Here is a 15,624-nt window from a genome sequence, read left to right as displayed (position 1 = left end):
CCTCGGCCACGAGCGGCCGGGAATATCCGGCTCGTCTCTTGTCCACCCACTTCCGGTCAACACCTGGATACGCTGAAATCATGACTGCCCTTGGCCGAAGCCGCCCGACCCATGTGCTGGCCAACGCGCCGTTCCGCCGGCTCTGGACGGCCATGTCGGTGTGCAGCCTGGGCGACTGGCTCAACCTGCTGGCGCTGACCGCGCTCGCGGGCAACCTCACGCAGGGTGACTACCGGGTGCAGTCGCTGGCCGTCGGCGGCGTGTTCGTGGCCAAGATGTTGCCGGCCGTGCTGCTGGGGCCGCTGGCTGGCGTGTTCGCCGACCGGTTCGACCGGCGGCTGACGATGTTCTGCGCCGACCTGGCCAGGTTCGCCGTGGTGCTGTCGATCCCGTTCGTCGACAGCTACCAGTGGCTCATCATCGCGACCGTCCTGGTCGAGTGCGTGAACCTGTTCTGGGTGCCGGCCAAGGAGGCCACGGTCCCCAACCTGGTGCCCAAGGCGCAGCTCGAGTCGGCCAACCAGCTCAACCTGCTCGTCACGTACGGCACCGCGCCCATCGCGGCCATGCTCTTCGCCGCGCTGTCGGTGGCGGGCGACCTGATCGCCGGCATCGTGCCGTTCCCGCTGGGCCGCGACGCGACGGGGCTGGCGCTGGTCGTCAACGCCTGCGCGTACCTCGTGTCGGCCTTCCTCATCTTCACCCTGCGCGGCATCCCCAAGCGCGACGGCGCGATCTCCACGCCCTCCGTGCTCAAGCAGGTCGTCGAGGGCTGGCGGTTCGTGGGCCGCGACCGCCTGGTGCGCGGCCTGGTCATCGGCATGCTCGGGGCGTTCGCCGCGGGCGGGGCCGTGGTCGGCGTGGCCAAGGTCTACGTGGCGGCGCTCGGCGGCGGCGACGCGGCCTACGGCGTGGTGTTCGGCGCGGTCTTCGTCGGCATGGCGCTGGGCATGTTCTTCGGGCTCAGGCTGCTGCGCGAGCTGTCGCGGCGGCGGCTGTTCGGGCTGTCGATCACCGTGGCGGGGCTGGTGCTGGTCGCCATCGCGCTGGTGCACAACCTGGTGATCGTGGTCATGCTGACCGTGGTGCTGGGGGCGTGCGCGGGCATCGCCTGGATCATCGGGTACACGCTGATCGGGCTGGAGGTCGAGGATGCCATCCGGGGCCGGACGTTCTCGTTCCTGCAGTCGACGGCGCGGGTGACGCTGCTGCTCGTGGTCTCCCTGGCCAACCCGCTGGCCGCGATCTTCGGGCTGCACGTGCTGGCGCTGGGCGAGTTCAGCTACCGTTTCGACGGCACCAACCTGGTGCTGGTGATCGGCGGGGCGCTCGCGGTGGGCGTCGGCGTGCTGGCGCTGCGGCACATGGACGACAGGAAGGGCATCTCGTTGGCGGCCGACCTGATCGCTGCGGTGCGTGGCGAGCGGTTCCCCGCCGAGGCGCCCGAGCACGTGCCCGGGCTGTTCGTGGCGTTCGAGGGCGGCGAGGGGTCGGGCAAGACCACCCAGTCGCGGCTGATCGCCATCTGGTTGCGCGACCAGGGCTTCGACGTGGTGCAGACCCGCGAGCCCGGCTCGACCAAGATCGGCATGCGGTTGCGCGCGATCCTGCTCGACGCGGCGGAGCGGGGGCTGTCGGCGCGTTCGGAGGCCCTGCTGTACGCCGCCGACCGGGCCGAGCACGTGGAGAAGGTGATCAGGCCGGCGCTCTACCGGGGCTCGCTGGTGATCACCGACCGGTACGTCGACTCGTCGCTGGCCTACCAGGGCGCCGGGCGGGCCCTCGACCCCAAGGACGTGTCCAAGATCAACGCCTGGGCGACGGGCGGGCTCGTGCCGCACCTGACCGTGCTCATCGACACGCCGCCCGAGGTGGGGCTGACCCGGCTGGGCGGGGCGGCCGACCGGATCGAGTCCGAGCCGCTGGAGTTCCACGAGCGGGTGCGCAAGGAGTTCCGCGCGCTGGCGGCGTCCGCCCCCGAGCGGTACCTCGTGGTGGACGGCACGCAGCCGCAGGACGTGATCACCCGGCAGATCCAGGACCGGATCAGGGAGATCCTGCCCGACCCGGTGCCGCGGGAGTCAGAGGACATCACGGGGACGATGCCCGCCATCCGCGACTAGCCTTGTGCCGTGACGGTTTTCGATGACCTCGTTGGGCAGGACCAGGCGGTAGCCGTGCTGTCGCGGGCCGCGGCGGCGGCCGGCGAGGTCGTCGCGGGCGGGCGCGGCGCCGGCATGACGCACGCCTGGTTGTTCACCGGCTCGCCGGGCTCGGGCAGGGAGGCCGCCGCCCGGGCCTTCGCCGCCGCGCTGATGTGCCCCGACGGCGGCTGCGGCCACTGCGACCAGTGCCACCAGGTGCTCATCGGCTCCCATCCCGACCTGGAGTCCGTACGCCCCGAGGGCCTGTCCTACAGCGTCAAGCAGACCCGCGAGCTGATCCTGCGCGCGGCCGGGGCGCCGACGCAGGGGCGGTGGCGGGTCATCCTGTTCGAAGACGCCGACCGGGCCACGGAGTCCGCCGCGAACGCCCTGCTCAAGGCCATCGAGGAGCCTCCGCCGCGTACGGTGTGGCTGCTGTGCGCGCCCGCGCCCGACGACCTGATGATCACCATCAGGTCGCGCTGCCGCCTGGTCACCCTCACCACCCCCGCCACCGAGGCTGTCGCCCACGTGCTGGCCACCCGCGACAGCGTGCCGTGGGAGACCGCCAGGTTCGCGGCGCGGGCCGCGCAGGGGCACATCAGCCGGGCGCGCGCGCTGGCGCTGGACGAGGGGACCAGGGCGCGGCGGGAGGCGGTGCTGAGCATCCCGCGCTCGCTGACCGGCGTCGGCGAGTGCGTGTCCGCCGCCGAGCGGCTGGTGAAGACCGCCGAGGAGGAGGCCGCCGCCGCCACCGCCGTGCTCAACGACAGCGAGACCTCGGAGCTGCGCAAGCTGTACGGCGAGGGGTCCAGCGGCAAGGGGCTCAACCGGGGGCTGGTGCGGGGCGGGGCCGGGGCGCTGAAGGAGCTGGAGGACCGGCAGAAGTCGCGGGCCACGCGGATCAAGCGCGACTCGCTGGACGCCGCGCTGCTGGAGCTCGTGTCGTTCTACCGCGATGTGCTGGCCATGCAGTTCGGGGCGGCCGGGGTCGAGCTGGCCAACGACGATCTGCGCTTCGATCTGGACCAGCTCGCCAAGTCGTCCACACCCGAGGAGTCGCTGCGGCGGATCGATGCGATCATGCAGTGCCGGGAACGGCTGGCGGCCAACGTCAATCCGCAGATGGCCGTCGAGGCGATGATGCTGTCGCTGCGAGCCTGACCGCGGCGCCGGTCCGGTGGAGGTCGCTGGTGCGGGTGAACGGCGGGGTCGTGCTGCCCTCGGGTTGAGGGCCCGTGACCACCGCTTCGGCGGTGCGCGGACGCCGGTGGCCTGCGCCTCCTGGCGTTGTCCACAGGCTGTGGACAGCCGAGTCCGGCCGGGTGCGAGCGAGCGGAAGATAATCGGGTGACCCGAGCAGCAGATGAGGCCGCGAGGCGTCTCTGTTATGTGGAAGTCGAACTACTCACCCAGCAAGAAGACCTCGCGCGGCAACGGGTCGACGTGGCGTCGATCTTCGCCGAGCACCACGTCGGCCTGGTGCGGCTGGCCCTGTTCATGGTCGGAGATCAGGCCACCGCGGAAGACGTCGTGCAGGAGGCGTTCGAGCGCACACACGCCGGCCGGGCCAGGCTGCGCGATGCCGACAAGGCGCTGACCTACGTGCGTTCGGCGGTGCTCAACGGGTGCCGGTCGGTGCTGCGCAGGCGGGCGACGGTGTTCCGGCGGGCGGTGCCGTACGAACCGCCGGTCTGGTCGGCGGAGAGTGCCGTGCTGCTGGGTGAGGAGCGGCGCGAGGTCCTGCTCGCGCTGCGCCGGCTGCCACGCAGGCAGCGCGAGGCGCTGACCCTGCGCTACTACTTCGATCTCGCTGACCAGGAGATCGCCGAGACGATGCGGATCAGTGCGAGCACGGCCAGGTCGACGATCGCGCGGGGGCTGGCGGCCCTTGGCCGAGCGCTTGGGGAGGATTCATGAACAGCCCGGTGGAAGAAAGACTGCGGGAGGCCCTCGCCGAGGTGGGCGCGGCGGTGGACACGAGCACGCTGAGGCCGCTGCGGGCGCCGGAGCGCAGGCGGTTCAGGGTGGACTTCCGGATGGTGACCGCGGCGGCGGCCGTGGTGGTGGTGGGGTCGGCGACCGCCGTGCTGGTGGGCGGCGGCGCGGTTGGAGGCGGCGACGGTGGACGCGTGACGGCGGCGACGGCCGCTGACGTGTTCACGCAGGGCGAGGCGGACATGACCGTGTTCCTGTGCACGGCGACGGCGCCGAAGGATTCTCGCTGTGCGGGAGCCGCCGACGCCGGGCAGCGCGAGGCGATCGAGCGCGTGGTGGAGGAACAGCTTCCGCAGATCGCCGCCGGGCAGTGGGTGAGCCAGGCCGTCGCCTACGACGCCTTCCGCAAGCGTTATGCCCACAACCAGGCCTTGCTGGACGAGGTCGAAGCCGCGGACCTGCCGCCGTCGTACCGGCTCAAGCTCCGGCAGGGCGCTGACCGCCGGCAGGTGGCGTCGGCATTCCAGCAGGTGGCGGGGGTGTCGGCCGTCGTCGACCACGCTTCCGGCCCGGCCGCCGAGGTAACGGCTCAAGAGCGGAAGTGGGAAGTCAGCGCCTTCCTGTGCAAGGCGGGGACGCGGCTGCCGGCGTGCCAAGCGAAGCCGGCGGACAGGAAGAAGGGCGACTCGAAGACCACCGAGGCAGGGATGGCGGCGACGCCCGCTCAGACGAAGGCCGTCCGGCGGCTGATCCAGAGGATGCCCGAGGTGGAGAAGTTCTCCTTCGAGGACGAGGCGACCGCCTACGAGAACTTCAAGGAGGCGTTCAAGGACAACGAGAAGCTCCTCCGGGCGACCCGCGTGGAGGACATGCCCGAGTCGTTCAGGATCAAGCTGAAGGCGGATGCCGCGGTGTCGGAGGTGGTTGACGTGCTGAAGCGGCAACCAGGCGTGGCCCAGGTCACGAGCAACCAGTGCGTTGCCGACCGGGCGGCCCTGTACACGGAGTTCGGACTGCAGCTACCGGATGGGGTGGTTTGTCCCGCGGGCGGGTGACCGGGTGACATCCACCCGCCCGCCCCTGACTTCTGGCGCATGGACCCACGTAATCTGGCAATGAAGGCCGTACGTACCCCCTAGGCCGTCAGGAGGCGAGCTCGAGCCCATGGGAATGATCATGGCCGTGAGCTTCACCCGCTACGGGAGGCTCTACTACCTCGATCCCGGCGAGCACAGCCCCAAAGTGGGCGACAAGGTGCTCGTCCCGACGGACTCGGGTTCGGAGGTGGCGGAGTGCGTGTGGGCGCCGCAGTACACGAGCGAGGACATCGACGGGCTGCCGGTGTGCGCGGGGATGGCGGGCGAGGAGCACCTGACCCGGGACGAGTCGAACAAACGCCGCAGGGCCGAGGCGCGCAGCGTGTCCAAGAGGCTGATCAAGCGGCACACACTGCCGATGAAGGTCGTCGGCATCGACTACCTCGACCAGGACAACGTCTACACCGTCTACTTCTCGGCGCCGCACCGGGTGGACTTCCGCGCCCTGGTGCGCGACCTGGCCCGCAACCTGCGGGCCAGGGTCGAGCTGCGGCAGATCGGGCCGAGGGACGAGGCGCGGCTCCAGGGCGGCATCGGTCCCTGCGGGCGCGACCTGTGCTGCGCCACGTTCCTGAAGGACTTCGAGCCGGTCTCCGTTCGCATGGCCAAGGACCAGGACCTGCCGGTCAACCCGCTGCGGATCGCGGGGGCGTGCGGGCGGCTCATGTGCTGCCTGAAGTATGAGCACCCGCTCTACCAGGAGTTCCGCGCCTCGGCTCCCCGGGTCGGGGCGAGCGTGGAGACGCCGCAGGGGGATGGGACGGTCGTGGGGCACAACGTGCCGTCCGACTCCGTGGTGGTGCGGCTCAACGACGGGGGACGGAGGTGTTCGTGCTCCAAGGCGAGTGTGTGCGGGCCGCGGCAGGCGTACGACTCGGCGTATGGGGGCGAAACGGGCGGAGACTCGGTCTAACGCGCCGTCACCGTCGGAGTTCAGCACCGCGTTCAAGCGGGAGGTGGGGGAGGCGCCGCTGCGGTACCGGCATCGGGTGCGCGGTGGTGCAGCATCAGACCGCGCCGAGCCGGTGCGGGTGGACGTCCACTGAGGCGGTCGGGAAGGGCTCGCCGAGGACGTGCCGCGGTTGATGCGCGGCAGGTGGTGCCGGGCGGCTGTTGTCGCCGGGGTGCTGACGATGGCGACGGCGACGGCGATGGCGATGGCGATGACGGGCCTGGAGCGCGGGCCGGAGCGCGCCGGGCGGCCGGTTGGCGCACTGACCTGGACGGACTGCGGTGGTGGCTTCGAGTGCGCGACCTTGCGAGTGCCGCTGGCACACCGGCGACCCGGCGAGCAGGTGGGGATCGCGGTGATCCGGTTGCCTGCCAGTGGTGGTGCGGGGGAACGGATCGGGTCGTTGGTGGTCAATCCGGGCGGGCCTGGGGCCTCCGGGGTGGAATATGCGAGGGCTGCTCGGGTCGTACTGGGGGCGGAGGTACGGAAGCGGTTCGACGTCGTGGGGTTCGATCCGCGGGGAGTCGGGAGGTCGGCGCCCGTCGAGTGTTTGAGCGACGCGGAACTGGACGCGTTCGTCGCGCTCGACGGCACACCTGACACGGCCGGGGAGCGGCTGGCGCTGGAGGAGGGGGCCAGGCGATTCGCGGAGGGGTGCCGCAGGCGGTCCGGCAGGCTGCTGCCACACCTCGGGACCGTGGACGTGGCGCGCGACCTGGACCGGCTGCGGCAGGCGCTGGGGGAGCGCAGGCTGACCTACCTCGGCAAGTCGTACGGCACGTTGCTGGGGGCGGTGTACGCGAGCCTCTTCCCTGGGCGCGTGCGGGCCATGGTGCTGGACGGGGCGCTCGACCCCGGCGGGTCACGGGTGCGGCTCGGCGTGGAGCAGGCAGCCGGGTTCGAGCGGGCGCTGCGGGCGTACGCCGAGGACTGCCTCGCGGCGGGAGGGTGCCCGTTCAGGAGCCGCACCGTGGGCGGGGCGGTGCAGGAGGTGAGCGGCCTGCTCCGGCGTGCGGACGAGCGGCCGCTTCGTGGCGACGGGAGGCGGAGGGTGACGCAGGCGGTGGCCGTACTCGGGCTGCTGGGCCCGCTCTACGACCGCGCCCTGTGGCCGGAGCTGACCGAGACGCTGCGCCGCGCCTTCCAGGGTGACGGTGCGCTGCTGCTGCGCAACGCCGACCAGCTCACCGGACGTCACGACGACGGGACCTACTCCAACGAGACCGAGGCCAACATGGCCGTCAACTGCGCGGACGGCCCCCATCCAAGGCAGCCGGCGACGTACGGGAGGAACGCGGCGGCGGCGCGCGAGCGGGCGCCGCGATTCGGGCCGTACCTGGTGTGGTCGTCCCTGCCGTGCGCCTACTGGCCGCACCCTCCGGCGCTCGGCCCCGTGACGGCGAAGGGCGCCGCCCCGATCCTGGTCATCGGCACCGAACGGGACCCGGCCACACCGTACGCGTGGGCGCGCAGGCTGGCCGGCGAGCTGGGGTCGGGGGTGCTGCTCAGGTACCGAGGCGATGGTCACACCGCCTACTCCAGCGGGTCGAGGTGCGTGGACGAGGTGGTGGAGGGGTATCTGGTGGCGGGGGTGGCACCGGAGGATGGGGCGGTCTGTCCGGGCATCGGGTGATCGATGGAGCGAGAAGTGCCCGAGCTCCTGTAGACTCTTTCAAGCTGCACAGCGCACGCCGCCTTAGCTCAGTCGGCCAGAGCACTTCACTCGTAATGAAGGGGTCTGGGGTTCGAATCCCCAAGGCGGCTCCAGCTCAGAAGCCCTCCGAGACTTCTCGGAGGGCTTCCGCGTGTCCATCCGCGAACAGGTGCACGCTTCTTTTTTCTGCGCGACGAACCGCTCCGGCCGAGTGGTCGGTGAAGGCTTCGGCGTGACTGGCGGCGTCTGCGCCCCCGGGGCGTCGGAGCAGACAGGGATGAAGCAGCTTGCGGTGGATCACGGCGTTGCCACAGCCGTGTCGCTCGATGCGCCGTTTCGGGTGCGATTCGCGTTGTCGCAGTCCGCGCTTATGGCCCATGCCGAGGCCGTGGCCCGGAGCGGCACCTACTCGCACGAATGTCAGGCGCGTGCGGGACCCGATCCCGACCGGCTGGTGGAGGAGATGCGGAAGGTGGGGCTGGATCCCGACCACGACTGGGAAGGGCCGGGGATCGACGGCACGTTCCCGCGGAGCTTCGCGCTGGCGAAAAGGATCACGGGTTTCCCGTTCTCCAAAGCCATGCTGGAGATGCGGTTCCTCGCTGCCGTGATCAAGAACGGGTGATCGGCCGTCAGCGAGCAGTCCGGTGATCAGAACGCACGGCGCGGAGAAGCGCGCGGTCAACGGAACAGGGGCACGACCGGATGTCCCTCGGCTCACACCCCGTTCGGGGCGGTCAACGGCGTACCCGGTAGCGCAGGTGGAGCACGCGGTTGCCTTTGATCACCACGTGGGCGTCCTCCAGCAGGTGCTGTGCGTCGACTGACCCGAAGTAGCGCTTGCCGGACCCGAGCACCACGGGCGCCACGTCCATGGCGACCTCGTCGACGAACCCGGCGGCCAGCACCTGGCCGCCGACGTCGCCGGCGGCGACCTCGACCGTGCGGTCGCCCGCGAGCTCCTGCGCCCTGGCCATGGCGGCCTCGACGCCGTCCACGAAATGGAACGGCGCTGCGGGGTCCCAGCCCTCGGGCATCGGCCGGTGCGTCACGACCACCATGTGGGCGATCCCGCTCGGCGGCTTGCCGTTCCAGCCGTCCGTCATGTCGAAGACGTGGCGGCCGACGACCGTCACTCCGATCTCGTCCCAGTACGGCTTGATGTAGTCGTAGGACGCCTGTGACACCTTGACGTCCCCCGACCCGTCCAACGGCACGTCGCCGCTGGACAACCAGTCGAACAGCGGTCCGACCTGGTCGTTCTTGTCCGCGATGAAGCCGTCCACCGACACCGTGCTGTACATGACGACCTTGCCCATGGGCGTTCTCCTCTGCTCGGGGAGTCCCCATACTGGCGTGCGGCAGCCGCCGGCTCTTGTAAGAAATCAATCGGCCGGGAGCGGCCCGACGTCGAGCGCGTGGCCGGGGTGCTCGCGCAGGAACCGCCGCCGGACGTCGACGTACCGGGTCGGCGTGAGCCCCGTGAACGTGCGGAACTCGTGGCCGAAGTGAGCCTGGTCGAAGTAGCCGGCACGAGCGGCGAGGTCGACCCAGTTGACCGGTCCGGCGGGGTCGATCGCGAGCACGGCGGCGGCGAAGCGGTAGGTGCGGGCGAGCCGCTTCGGCGTGACGCCGACGAGCTCCTTGAACCGCTGTGCCAGATGGGTGCTGCTGACGCCGGCCGAGACGCTCAGGCCGCCGATCGGCACCGCTCCCGTGGTCGCCGCGATGACGCTGCTCGTGTGGCGGACCAGCCCCAGGCCGGTGGTCTCGCGGAGCCGTCGCATCAGCTCGCCCTCCAGCATCGTCAGCATGACGTCCGGCCCGGCCGCCGCGGCCAGCCGCTCTCGCAGCTCAGCGGCTCTGGCGCGGCCCCAGACCTGCTCCACCGTCACCGGCAGGTCGCACAGCTCGGCCGCGGGCATCGGCAGGAACGGCGCCAGCCCCCACGGCTTGAAGTGCACGCCGACCGACCGGGTCGACGGGGGATAGCCGAACTCGAGGGCGCGGGTGGGCATGGTGACCACGCAGCCGTCGGCGTAGTCGGTGGGTTCGGCGCCGGCGCCGGCGCGGATGTGGAACGGCGTCCCGAGGTTGAGGACGAGGAGCGCCGACGGCATCGGCGGCAACGCCAGCCTGGGGTACGGTGGCGCGCCCTCCAGGTAGTAGAGGTCGTCGATCAGTCCGGCCAGCGGCGGCCGCGGCACTCTGGACACGTACTCCACGTGTCACAGCATCACCGATGCGAGAGCGCCGCCGCCAGGCCGGTGGAAATGGGGCATCATGGCGCGATGAGCGTGCGCTACGACGATGTGATCGGTGCACTCCGAGCGGCCTACGACGGTGGCGCGGAGCGGCGTGAGGCCGGCGGCAAGAGCCCGTGGAAGCTGGCGGAGCGCGAGGCGTTCCTGGGCCGGCTCAAGGAGCACGGGTTCAGGCGGCTGCTGGAGGTCGGCGCCGGCACGGGCCAGGACAGCCTCTACTTCCAGGAGAACGGGCTGGAGGTCGTCGCCGTCGATCTGTCGCCCGCCATGGTGGCTCACTGCCGGGAGAAGGGCCTCGACGCCCATGTCATGGACTTTCTGGGGCTCGACTTCGCGCCCGGGTCTTTCGACGCGGTGTACGCGCTCAACTGCCTGCTGCACGTGCCCAACAGCGATTTCCCGGCGGTCCTGGACACGATCCACACGCTGATGCGGCCCGGCGGGCTGTTCTTCGTCGGGGTGTACGGCGGGGGCCCTCTGCAGGAGGAGGGATTCTTCGAGGAGGACGACCACGACCCGCCCCGGTTCTTCTCCTTCCGCAGTGACGAGCAGCTTCAGGAATTCGCGCGCGCGTCCTTCGACATCGTGGACTTTCACATCGTGGGAGCCGATGAAAGCCGGTTCCAGTCCCTGACGTTGCGGCGCGTCCGTGAGCCCGGCGCAACCTGAGAGACAGTCCTTGATAGGTGTTCGGACGGGCATTAGCGTCGTTCCTCGACTCCGATCTCCCAGCATGGTCAAAGGGGTTGGTCACGTGATCGGGAACCTGCGCAGGGCCGTGGCGGTGGCGTTAGCCGTCGTCCTGGCCATGACCTCCGTGGCGTCGCAGGCCGGGGCCGGGACGGCGAGCAAGCCGAAGCGGCCGAACATCGTCTTCATCCTCGTCGACGACCTGTCGGCCGAGTTGCTCCAGTACATGGACGCTGTGCGCGGCCTGGCCAAGGACGGCACGACGTTCGGCAACTACTACGTCTCCAACTCGCTCTGCTGCCCGTCCAGGGCCTCCATGTTCACCGGGCAGTTCCCGCACAACACGGGCGTGGCCACGAACAAGGGCAGCGACGGCGGCGGCTATCAGGCGTTCAGGAAACACGAGGGCCGGACGTACGCCGCCGCCCTGGACCAGGCCGGCTATCGCACGGGTTACCTGGGCAAGTACATCAACGAATATCCCGTGCCGGCCGATTATCACGTGCCGGTCGGGTGGGATGAATGGCACGTGGCCGCCGGGGGCGGATACAGCGAGTTCAAGTATCAGCTCACCCGGTACATCAAGGAGGAGACGGCACAGGAGAAGCCGATCGATCCCTCCGGTGGCAAGTATCTGACGGACGAGCTCGGGCAGCGGGCCGTGGACTTCATCGACAGGTCACGGCGGTACGCGCCAGGGGAGCCGTTCTTCCTGCAGATCTCGCCGTTCTCGCCGCATTCCAGGATCGGCGCCGAGGCCGGGGACAAGGAGCCGCGTTTCCCGCCGGCGCGGCGGGACCGGCCGAAGAGCCAGTTCCCCGCCGGGGAGTTCCCGCACGGCGACTGCGGCGGGCCCGACTGCACGAGCATCGACGTCGCGGCGCTGCCGGCGTTCAACGAGGACACCGCCGACAAGCCCTCCTGGGTACGGCGGGAGCCGATCGGGGCGAACGCCGTCAAGGAGCTGCGCAAGGATTTCCGGGATCGCATCCGCATGGTGCAGTCGGTGGACGACATGGTGGAGCGGGTGCTCGCGGCGCTGAGCCCCGAGGAGCAGCGCACCACGTACGTGGTGTTCACCAGCGATAACGGGTTCCACCTCGGGCAGCACAGGCTGCTGCGTGGCAAGTCCACCGCCTACGACCACGACGTACGGGTGCCGCTGCTGGTCAAGCGGCCGGCGGCGGGGCGGCACGGCGATCTCGCCGTCGACGCCATCGCGCAGAACGTGGATCTCTTCGCCACCTTCCTCGACATGGCGGGGATCCGGGGCGAGCCGCGTGACGGGCGCAGCCTGCTGCCGCTCATCCAGGGGCACAAGGTGAAGGGCTGGCGCGAGGCGGCGCTGATCGAGCACGTCAGGCCGGATCCGGACGCCGCCGGCGAGCCGGATCCCGACGCCGACGAGCTGCAGGCGCCCGCGAACCCGGGGCCGCCCGGCTACGCCGCCGTCCGTACGGCCGGTGAGTTGTACGTCGAGTACGAGGGTGATTCGCGGCCCGAGTACTACGACACCGTGACCGACCCGCACCAGGAGTCCAACGACCCGGACAACGCCAGGACGGGCGAGCTGGCCGAGGTGCTCGACCGGCTGGCCGGGTGCGGCAGGCCCGGCGCGGTGGACTGCTGGAGCGCGGCACAGCTGCACTGAGCGGGGCGCAGCCGCACCGCGCGGGGCGCAGTCGCGTTGGGCGGGGCCCGCGCTGGGCGGGGCCGCGCAGCGCCGCGACCGTGAGCGGGGCCCGTCCGGCATCCGTGACGGAGGCGGGGCCCGCCAGGCGCCGCGACCGAGGCCGGGCAGATCAGCGTCGCAAGAGGTCTCTGGCCTCGGCCAGCAGGTCCACCTGTGCCCGCCAGTCACCGCCCGAGACGCCGAGTACCGCGTGACCGGCCCCGGCCGCGCGGTACTCGGCCAGCCTCTCGGCGACCTCCTCCGGCGGCCCGGTGAGCGGGATCCCGGCGACCTCCTCCAGCGGCCGCCCGTAGGCGCCGCTGATGCCGGACGCGATCTCCGCCTGCGCGGCGGGCCCGCCACCCACGTGGGCGGCCCCGCCGATGGCGATGACGGGTGCGGGCCGCCCGTGCCCGTCCGCCAGCTCGGCCAGCCTGACCCGGCCGCGGGAGACCTCCTGCGGCGAGATCAGGGACGGGAACCAGCCGTCCCCGAGCCGGGCGGCCCGCCGGATCGCCGCCGCCGAGGCGTTGCCGACCCACACCGGCGGCATGGGGACGGCGGGCGCGAGCTGAACGGGCTGGTCCGTATCCGCGGCGACGGCCTCGGGCAGCCGCACGGGCTCGCCCGCCAGCAACCGCGGCAGCAACTCCAAGGCGGTGTCCGTGCGCCGCCCCCGCTCCCCGTACGGCACCCCGGCCGCCGCCCACTGCGCGGGCCCGCCACCGGACCCGACCCCCAGCACGAGCCGCTCGCCCGAGACGTACTGCAGGGTCGCCACCTGCTTGGCCGCCCACGCCAGGGGCCGGATGGCGGGGATGAACACGCTGGTGCCGATCCTGACCCGGGTGGTGGCCGCGGCGGCGGTGGCCAGGGCGATCGGCGCGTCCAGCACCGGCCCGCCGATCGCCAGGTGATCGCCGTGCCAGACCCCGTCGAGCCCGGCCCGCTCGGCGTGCCTGGCGGCCTCGGCCAGGGTGAGGCCGTCCCGACGCTGTACGGCGACCCCGGGCAGGATGACGCCGATCTCGAAGCTTTCCATGAGACCAACGGTGCAACCTCCAGCAAGGTTGAGGTCAAGGCGGAAAACCCGTGGCGAACGGGGCGGGTCACGGGCCATCATCACCGGATGACCTCGACCACCATGGAAACGCGGCCGCTGTGAGCGGCGCCGGACGGCGGTTCGCGGGCCGCACAGAGCTGGCCGCCCTGGTGCGCGAGGTCTTCGGCGGCGATCGCCGCCTGGCCCACGTCGAGCGGCTGACAGGCGGCTCCAAGAAGGGGGTCTACCGCCTCTCCTTCCAGGACGCCGGCCCGACCGCCATGCTCTACGCCTGGTCCGGCGACGAGGACTACTGGGACTCCGCCCGCGTGGAGAGCCGCGAGCCCTTCGCGCACGGCTCGGGGCTGGCGCTCTTCGAGGCGGCGCACGCCCGGCTGAGCTCCGTGGGCGTACGCGTCCCCGACCTCTACTTCGCCGACGGCGCCCGCGAGCTCTACCCGGCCGACGTGGCCGTGATCGAGGACGTGCGCGGCGGAACGCTGGAGGCGCGGCTGGGCGGCGAGGACCCGAGGCCCTTGGCGCGGCTGGCGGAGAGCCTGCGCGCGATGGCCGGGTGCCGGTCGCGCGAGCTCGGGAAGGTCGCCCTCGTCGAGAGCGGCCAGGGCATCGGCAGGCCCGCCCGCCCAGCACCTGTCGCTGGTCGCGGGGCCGCTGCTCCTGCTGGACGGGGACTTCCCGGACCGCGCCTTCATGCTCGGCATCGCCAGGCAGCACACCGAGGAGACGCTCGCCTTTCTCCGCAAATAGCCCCATACCGGACGGCGCCATCGTAGGGTGAGAACCGGCCGCCGGCCCTTGCGTCGCCGGTCGATTTGGTCAACTCTTAGGAAGGTTTCCTAACAGTTGAGGAGGGCCGGTGCGCGGAAGACGTGTCCTGGCGGGCCTGAGCCTCCTGGTGGCCGCCGCCTGCGGCCAGGCGGCGAACGACGAGCCTCCGGTCAACGCCGAGGACGTGATGTTCGTCCAGATGATGGTGCAGCACCACCGGCAGGGGATCGAGATCGCCAAGGTGGGCACGTCCCGCGCCACCACCCCCGAGCTCAGGACGCTGACCGCGGCCATCGAGAGCACCCAGCAGAGCGAGGTCGAGATGATGCTGCGCTGGCTGCACTCCTGGGACCAGCCGCTCACGCCCGCCACCAGCGCCCACGACCACCACGGCGGCATGCCGGAGACGGACGCCAAGCAGATCCAGGCGCTGCGGAAGTCCGGGAACTTCGAGTACGACCTGTGCAACCTGCTCATCGCCCACCAGGACGACGCCGTCCAGATGGCCGCCGCGGAGGTGGCGGGCGGTGCGAACCCGGCGGTCCAGCAGTGGGCGGCCCAGGTGCAGAGCTCCCGCAAGGGCCAGATCGACATGATGATGGAGCTCATCAAGAAGTAGGAGCCGTCGAGAGAAGAATCGTAGACGCCGTGCCCATTAAGTGATTAGATCACTTGATATGTCCGAGGTAGCGCGGCCCACGCTTTCCGACGCTCTGACCGAGCGCATGCTGGAGCTCATCCGTACGGGAGGGCACCGGCCGGGCGACAGGCTGCCCTCGACCAGGGAGCTCTCCCAGCGCTTCGCCGTCACCACCCCGACCCTGCGCGAGGCGCTACGCAGGCTGGAGGCCACCGGGGCCATCGAGCTGCGGCACGGCTCCGGCATCTACGTCGGCGCCGCCATCGAACGGCTGGTCCTGCCCAACCCCAACATGCGCGAGATCCACGCCGCCCAGCTCCTGGAGCTGCTCGACGCGCGGATCCTGATCGAGCCGCCGCTGGCCGCCCTGGCCGCCCGGCACGCGGGCAGCGACGAGCTCGCAGCGCTCAGGCAGGCGCTGGACGAGGCGAGCAGGCACCTGCGCGGCGAGGACGCCGAGCTGCACGACGCGAACATGACCTTCCATCGGGCCACCGCCCGGATGGCGGGCAACAGCGTGCTGCACGAGGTCGTCGACTCGCTGCTCACGGTCCACGGGCCGGAGCAGCGCGAGATCCTGCAGATCTTCGACGACCGCCGCCGCGACCACGAGGAGCACCTGGCCATCCTGGAGGCCGTCGAGGCGCGTGACGAGGCGCAGGCCGAGCAGCGCATGCGGGCCCACCTGGTGGACGTGAAGACGGTGATCGAGCACCGGATGCAACCCCCCCGATGAGAACCA

The 15,624-nt window shown here is 71.2% G+C and carries 15 protein-coding genes and 1 tRNA gene; 13 read left to right on the top strand and 3 right to left on the bottom strand.

Annotated elements, in window-relative coordinates; genetic code table 11:
* Positions 1-80: 80 nt before the first annotated feature.
* From tmk to ACBJ32_RS36210, 8 genes are all read left to right on the top strand, one after another.
* Positions 81-2,123, top strand: a complete 2,043-nt coding sequence (gene tmk / locus ACBJ32_RS36245; protein ID WP_375130573.1) for a dTMP kinase — start codon at positions 81-83, stop codon at positions 2,121-2,123.
* Positions 2,124-2,132: 9 nt separating this feature from the next.
* Entirely contained in the window at positions 2,133-3,308 is a 1,176-nt protein-coding gene (locus ACBJ32_RS36240; RefSeq protein ID WP_375130572.1) for a DNA polymerase III subunit delta', read from the top strand.
* Between the two features lie 228 nt (positions 3,309-3,536).
* Positions 3,537-4,064: a sigma-70 family RNA polymerase sigma factor gene (locus ACBJ32_RS36235; RefSeq protein WP_375130571.1), complete on the top strand. Its 528-nt coding sequence runs from the start codon at positions 3,537-3,539 to the stop codon at positions 4,062-4,064.
* A 119-nt stretch (positions 4,065-4,183) separates the two neighbouring features.
* On the top strand, positions 4,184-5,137 hold the full coding sequence (locus ACBJ32_RS36230; protein ID WP_375130570.1) for a permease-like cell division protein FtsX: 954 nt from the start codon (positions 4,184-4,186) through the stop codon (positions 5,135-5,137).
* 109 nt (positions 5,138-5,246) lie between these two features.
* Positions 5,247-6,092 carry a stage 0 sporulation family protein gene (locus ACBJ32_RS36225; RefSeq protein WP_375130569.1) on the top strand — a complete coding sequence of 282 codons (846 nt, stop codon included), beginning with the start codon at positions 5,247-5,249 and terminating at the stop codon, positions 6,090-6,092.
* A gap of 172 nt (positions 6,093-6,264) precedes the next feature.
* On the top strand, positions 6,265-7,764 hold the full coding sequence (locus ACBJ32_RS36220) for an alpha/beta hydrolase (RefSeq protein ID WP_375130568.1): 1,500 nt from the start codon (positions 6,265-6,267) through the stop codon (positions 7,762-7,764).
* A gap of 57 nt (positions 7,765-7,821) precedes the next feature.
* A tRNA-Thr gene (locus ACBJ32_RS36215) sits at positions 7,822-7,898 on the top strand.
* Positions 7,899-7,936: 38 nt separating this feature from the next.
* On the top strand, positions 7,937-8,410 hold the full coding sequence (locus ACBJ32_RS36210; protein ID WP_375130567.1) for a DUF6461 domain-containing protein: 474 nt from the start codon (positions 7,937-7,939) through the stop codon (positions 8,408-8,410).
* Between the two features lie 112 nt (positions 8,411-8,522).
* Here ACBJ32_RS36210 and ACBJ32_RS36205 read toward each other — a convergent pair whose 3' ends face one another.
* Both ACBJ32_RS36205 and ACBJ32_RS36200 read right to left on the bottom strand, forming a co-directional pair.
* Complete coding sequence (locus tag ACBJ32_RS36205; RefSeq protein ID WP_375130566.1) at positions 8,523-9,104, bottom strand: dihydrofolate reductase family protein; 582 nt, start codon at positions 9,102-9,104, stop codon at positions 8,523-8,525.
* Between the two features lie 66 nt (positions 9,105-9,170).
* A complete protein-coding gene (locus ACBJ32_RS36200; RefSeq protein ID WP_375130565.1) occupies positions 9,171-10,010 on the bottom strand; it encodes a helix-turn-helix domain-containing protein in 840 nt (279 codons plus the stop codon).
* 66 nt (positions 10,011-10,076) lie between these two features.
* On the opposite strand from ACBJ32_RS36200, the gene ACBJ32_RS36195 reads away from it, so the two are divergent.
* Positions 10,077-10,718 (top strand): class I SAM-dependent methyltransferase, encoded by a 642-nt coding sequence (locus ACBJ32_RS36195; protein WP_357881003.1) that lies wholly within the window; start codon positions 10,077-10,079, stop codon positions 10,716-10,718.
* 85 nt (positions 10,719-10,803) lie between these two features.
* Entirely contained in the window at positions 10,804-12,390 is a 1,587-nt protein-coding gene (locus ACBJ32_RS36190; RefSeq protein ID WP_375130564.1) for a sulfatase, read from the top strand.
* Positions 12,391-12,541: 151 nt separating this feature from the next.
* On the opposite strand, the gene ACBJ32_RS36185 is transcribed toward ACBJ32_RS36190, so the two are convergent.
* Positions 12,542-13,453: an LLM class flavin-dependent oxidoreductase gene (locus ACBJ32_RS36185; RefSeq protein ID WP_375130563.1), complete on the bottom strand. Its 912-nt coding sequence runs from the start codon at positions 13,451-13,453 to the stop codon at positions 12,542-12,544.
* Between the two features lie 119 nt (positions 13,454-13,572).
* Here ACBJ32_RS36185 and ACBJ32_RS36180 point away from each other — a divergent pair, with 119 nt between their 5' ends.
* The 3 genes from ACBJ32_RS36180 to ACBJ32_RS36170 all read left to right on the top strand — a co-directional run bounded on the left by ACBJ32_RS36180 (position 13,573) and on the right by ACBJ32_RS36170 (position 15,618).
* Positions 13,573-14,247: a hypothetical protein gene (locus ACBJ32_RS36180; RefSeq protein ID WP_375130562.1), complete on the top strand. Its 675-nt coding sequence runs from the start codon at positions 13,573-13,575 to the stop codon at positions 14,245-14,247.
* An 83-nt stretch (positions 14,248-14,330) separates the two neighbouring features.
* Entirely contained in the window at positions 14,331-14,861 is a 531-nt protein-coding gene (locus tag ACBJ32_RS36175) for a DUF305 domain-containing protein (RefSeq protein ID WP_375130561.1), read from the top strand.
* 58 nt (positions 14,862-14,919) lie between these two features.
* Entirely contained in the window at positions 14,920-15,618 is a 699-nt protein-coding gene (locus ACBJ32_RS36170; protein ID WP_357881014.1) for a FadR/GntR family transcriptional regulator, read from the top strand.
* Positions 15,619-15,624 lie beyond the last annotated feature (6 nt).

This window comes from Nonomuraea sp. GTA35, from assembly GCF_041950525.1.
Lineage (GTDB): Bacteria > Actinomycetota > Actinomycetes > Streptosporangiales > Streptosporangiaceae > Nonomuraea.
This window is presented reverse-complemented; position numbering and strand designations above follow the sequence as displayed.

Excerpts from the sequence above, each read along its gene's own strand:
- tmk (WP_375130573.1), top strand. The coding sequence starts at position 81 with ATGACTGCCCTTGGCCGAAGCCGCCCGACCCATGTGCTGGCCAACGCG.
- ACBJ32_RS36230 (WP_375130570.1), top strand. The coding sequence starts at position 4,184 with ATGGTGACCGCGGCGGCGGCCGTGGTGGTGGTGGGGTCGGCGACCGCC.
- ACBJ32_RS36225 (WP_375130569.1), top strand. The coding sequence starts at position 5,247 with ATGGGAATGATCATGGCCGTGAGCTTCACCCGCTACGGGAGGCTCTAC.
- ACBJ32_RS36220 (WP_375130568.1), top strand. The coding sequence starts at position 6,265 with ATGCGCGGCAGGTGGTGCCGGGCGGCTGTTGTCGCCGGGGTGCTGACG.
- ACBJ32_RS36205 (WP_375130566.1), bottom strand. The coding sequence starts at position 9,104 with ATGGGCAAGGTCGTCATGTACAGCACGGTGTCGGTGGACGGCTTCATC.
- ACBJ32_RS36195 (WP_357881003.1), top strand. The coding sequence starts at position 10,077 with ATGAGCGTGCGCTACGACGATGTGATCGGTGCACTCCGAGCGGCCTAC.
- ACBJ32_RS36185 (WP_375130563.1), bottom strand. The coding sequence starts at position 13,453 with ATGGAAAGCTTCGAGATCGGCGTCATCCTGCCCGGGGTCGCCGTACAG.
- ACBJ32_RS36170 (WP_357881014.1), top strand. The coding sequence starts at position 14,920 with ATGTCCGAGGTAGCGCGGCCCACGCTTTCCGACGCTCTGACCGAGCGC.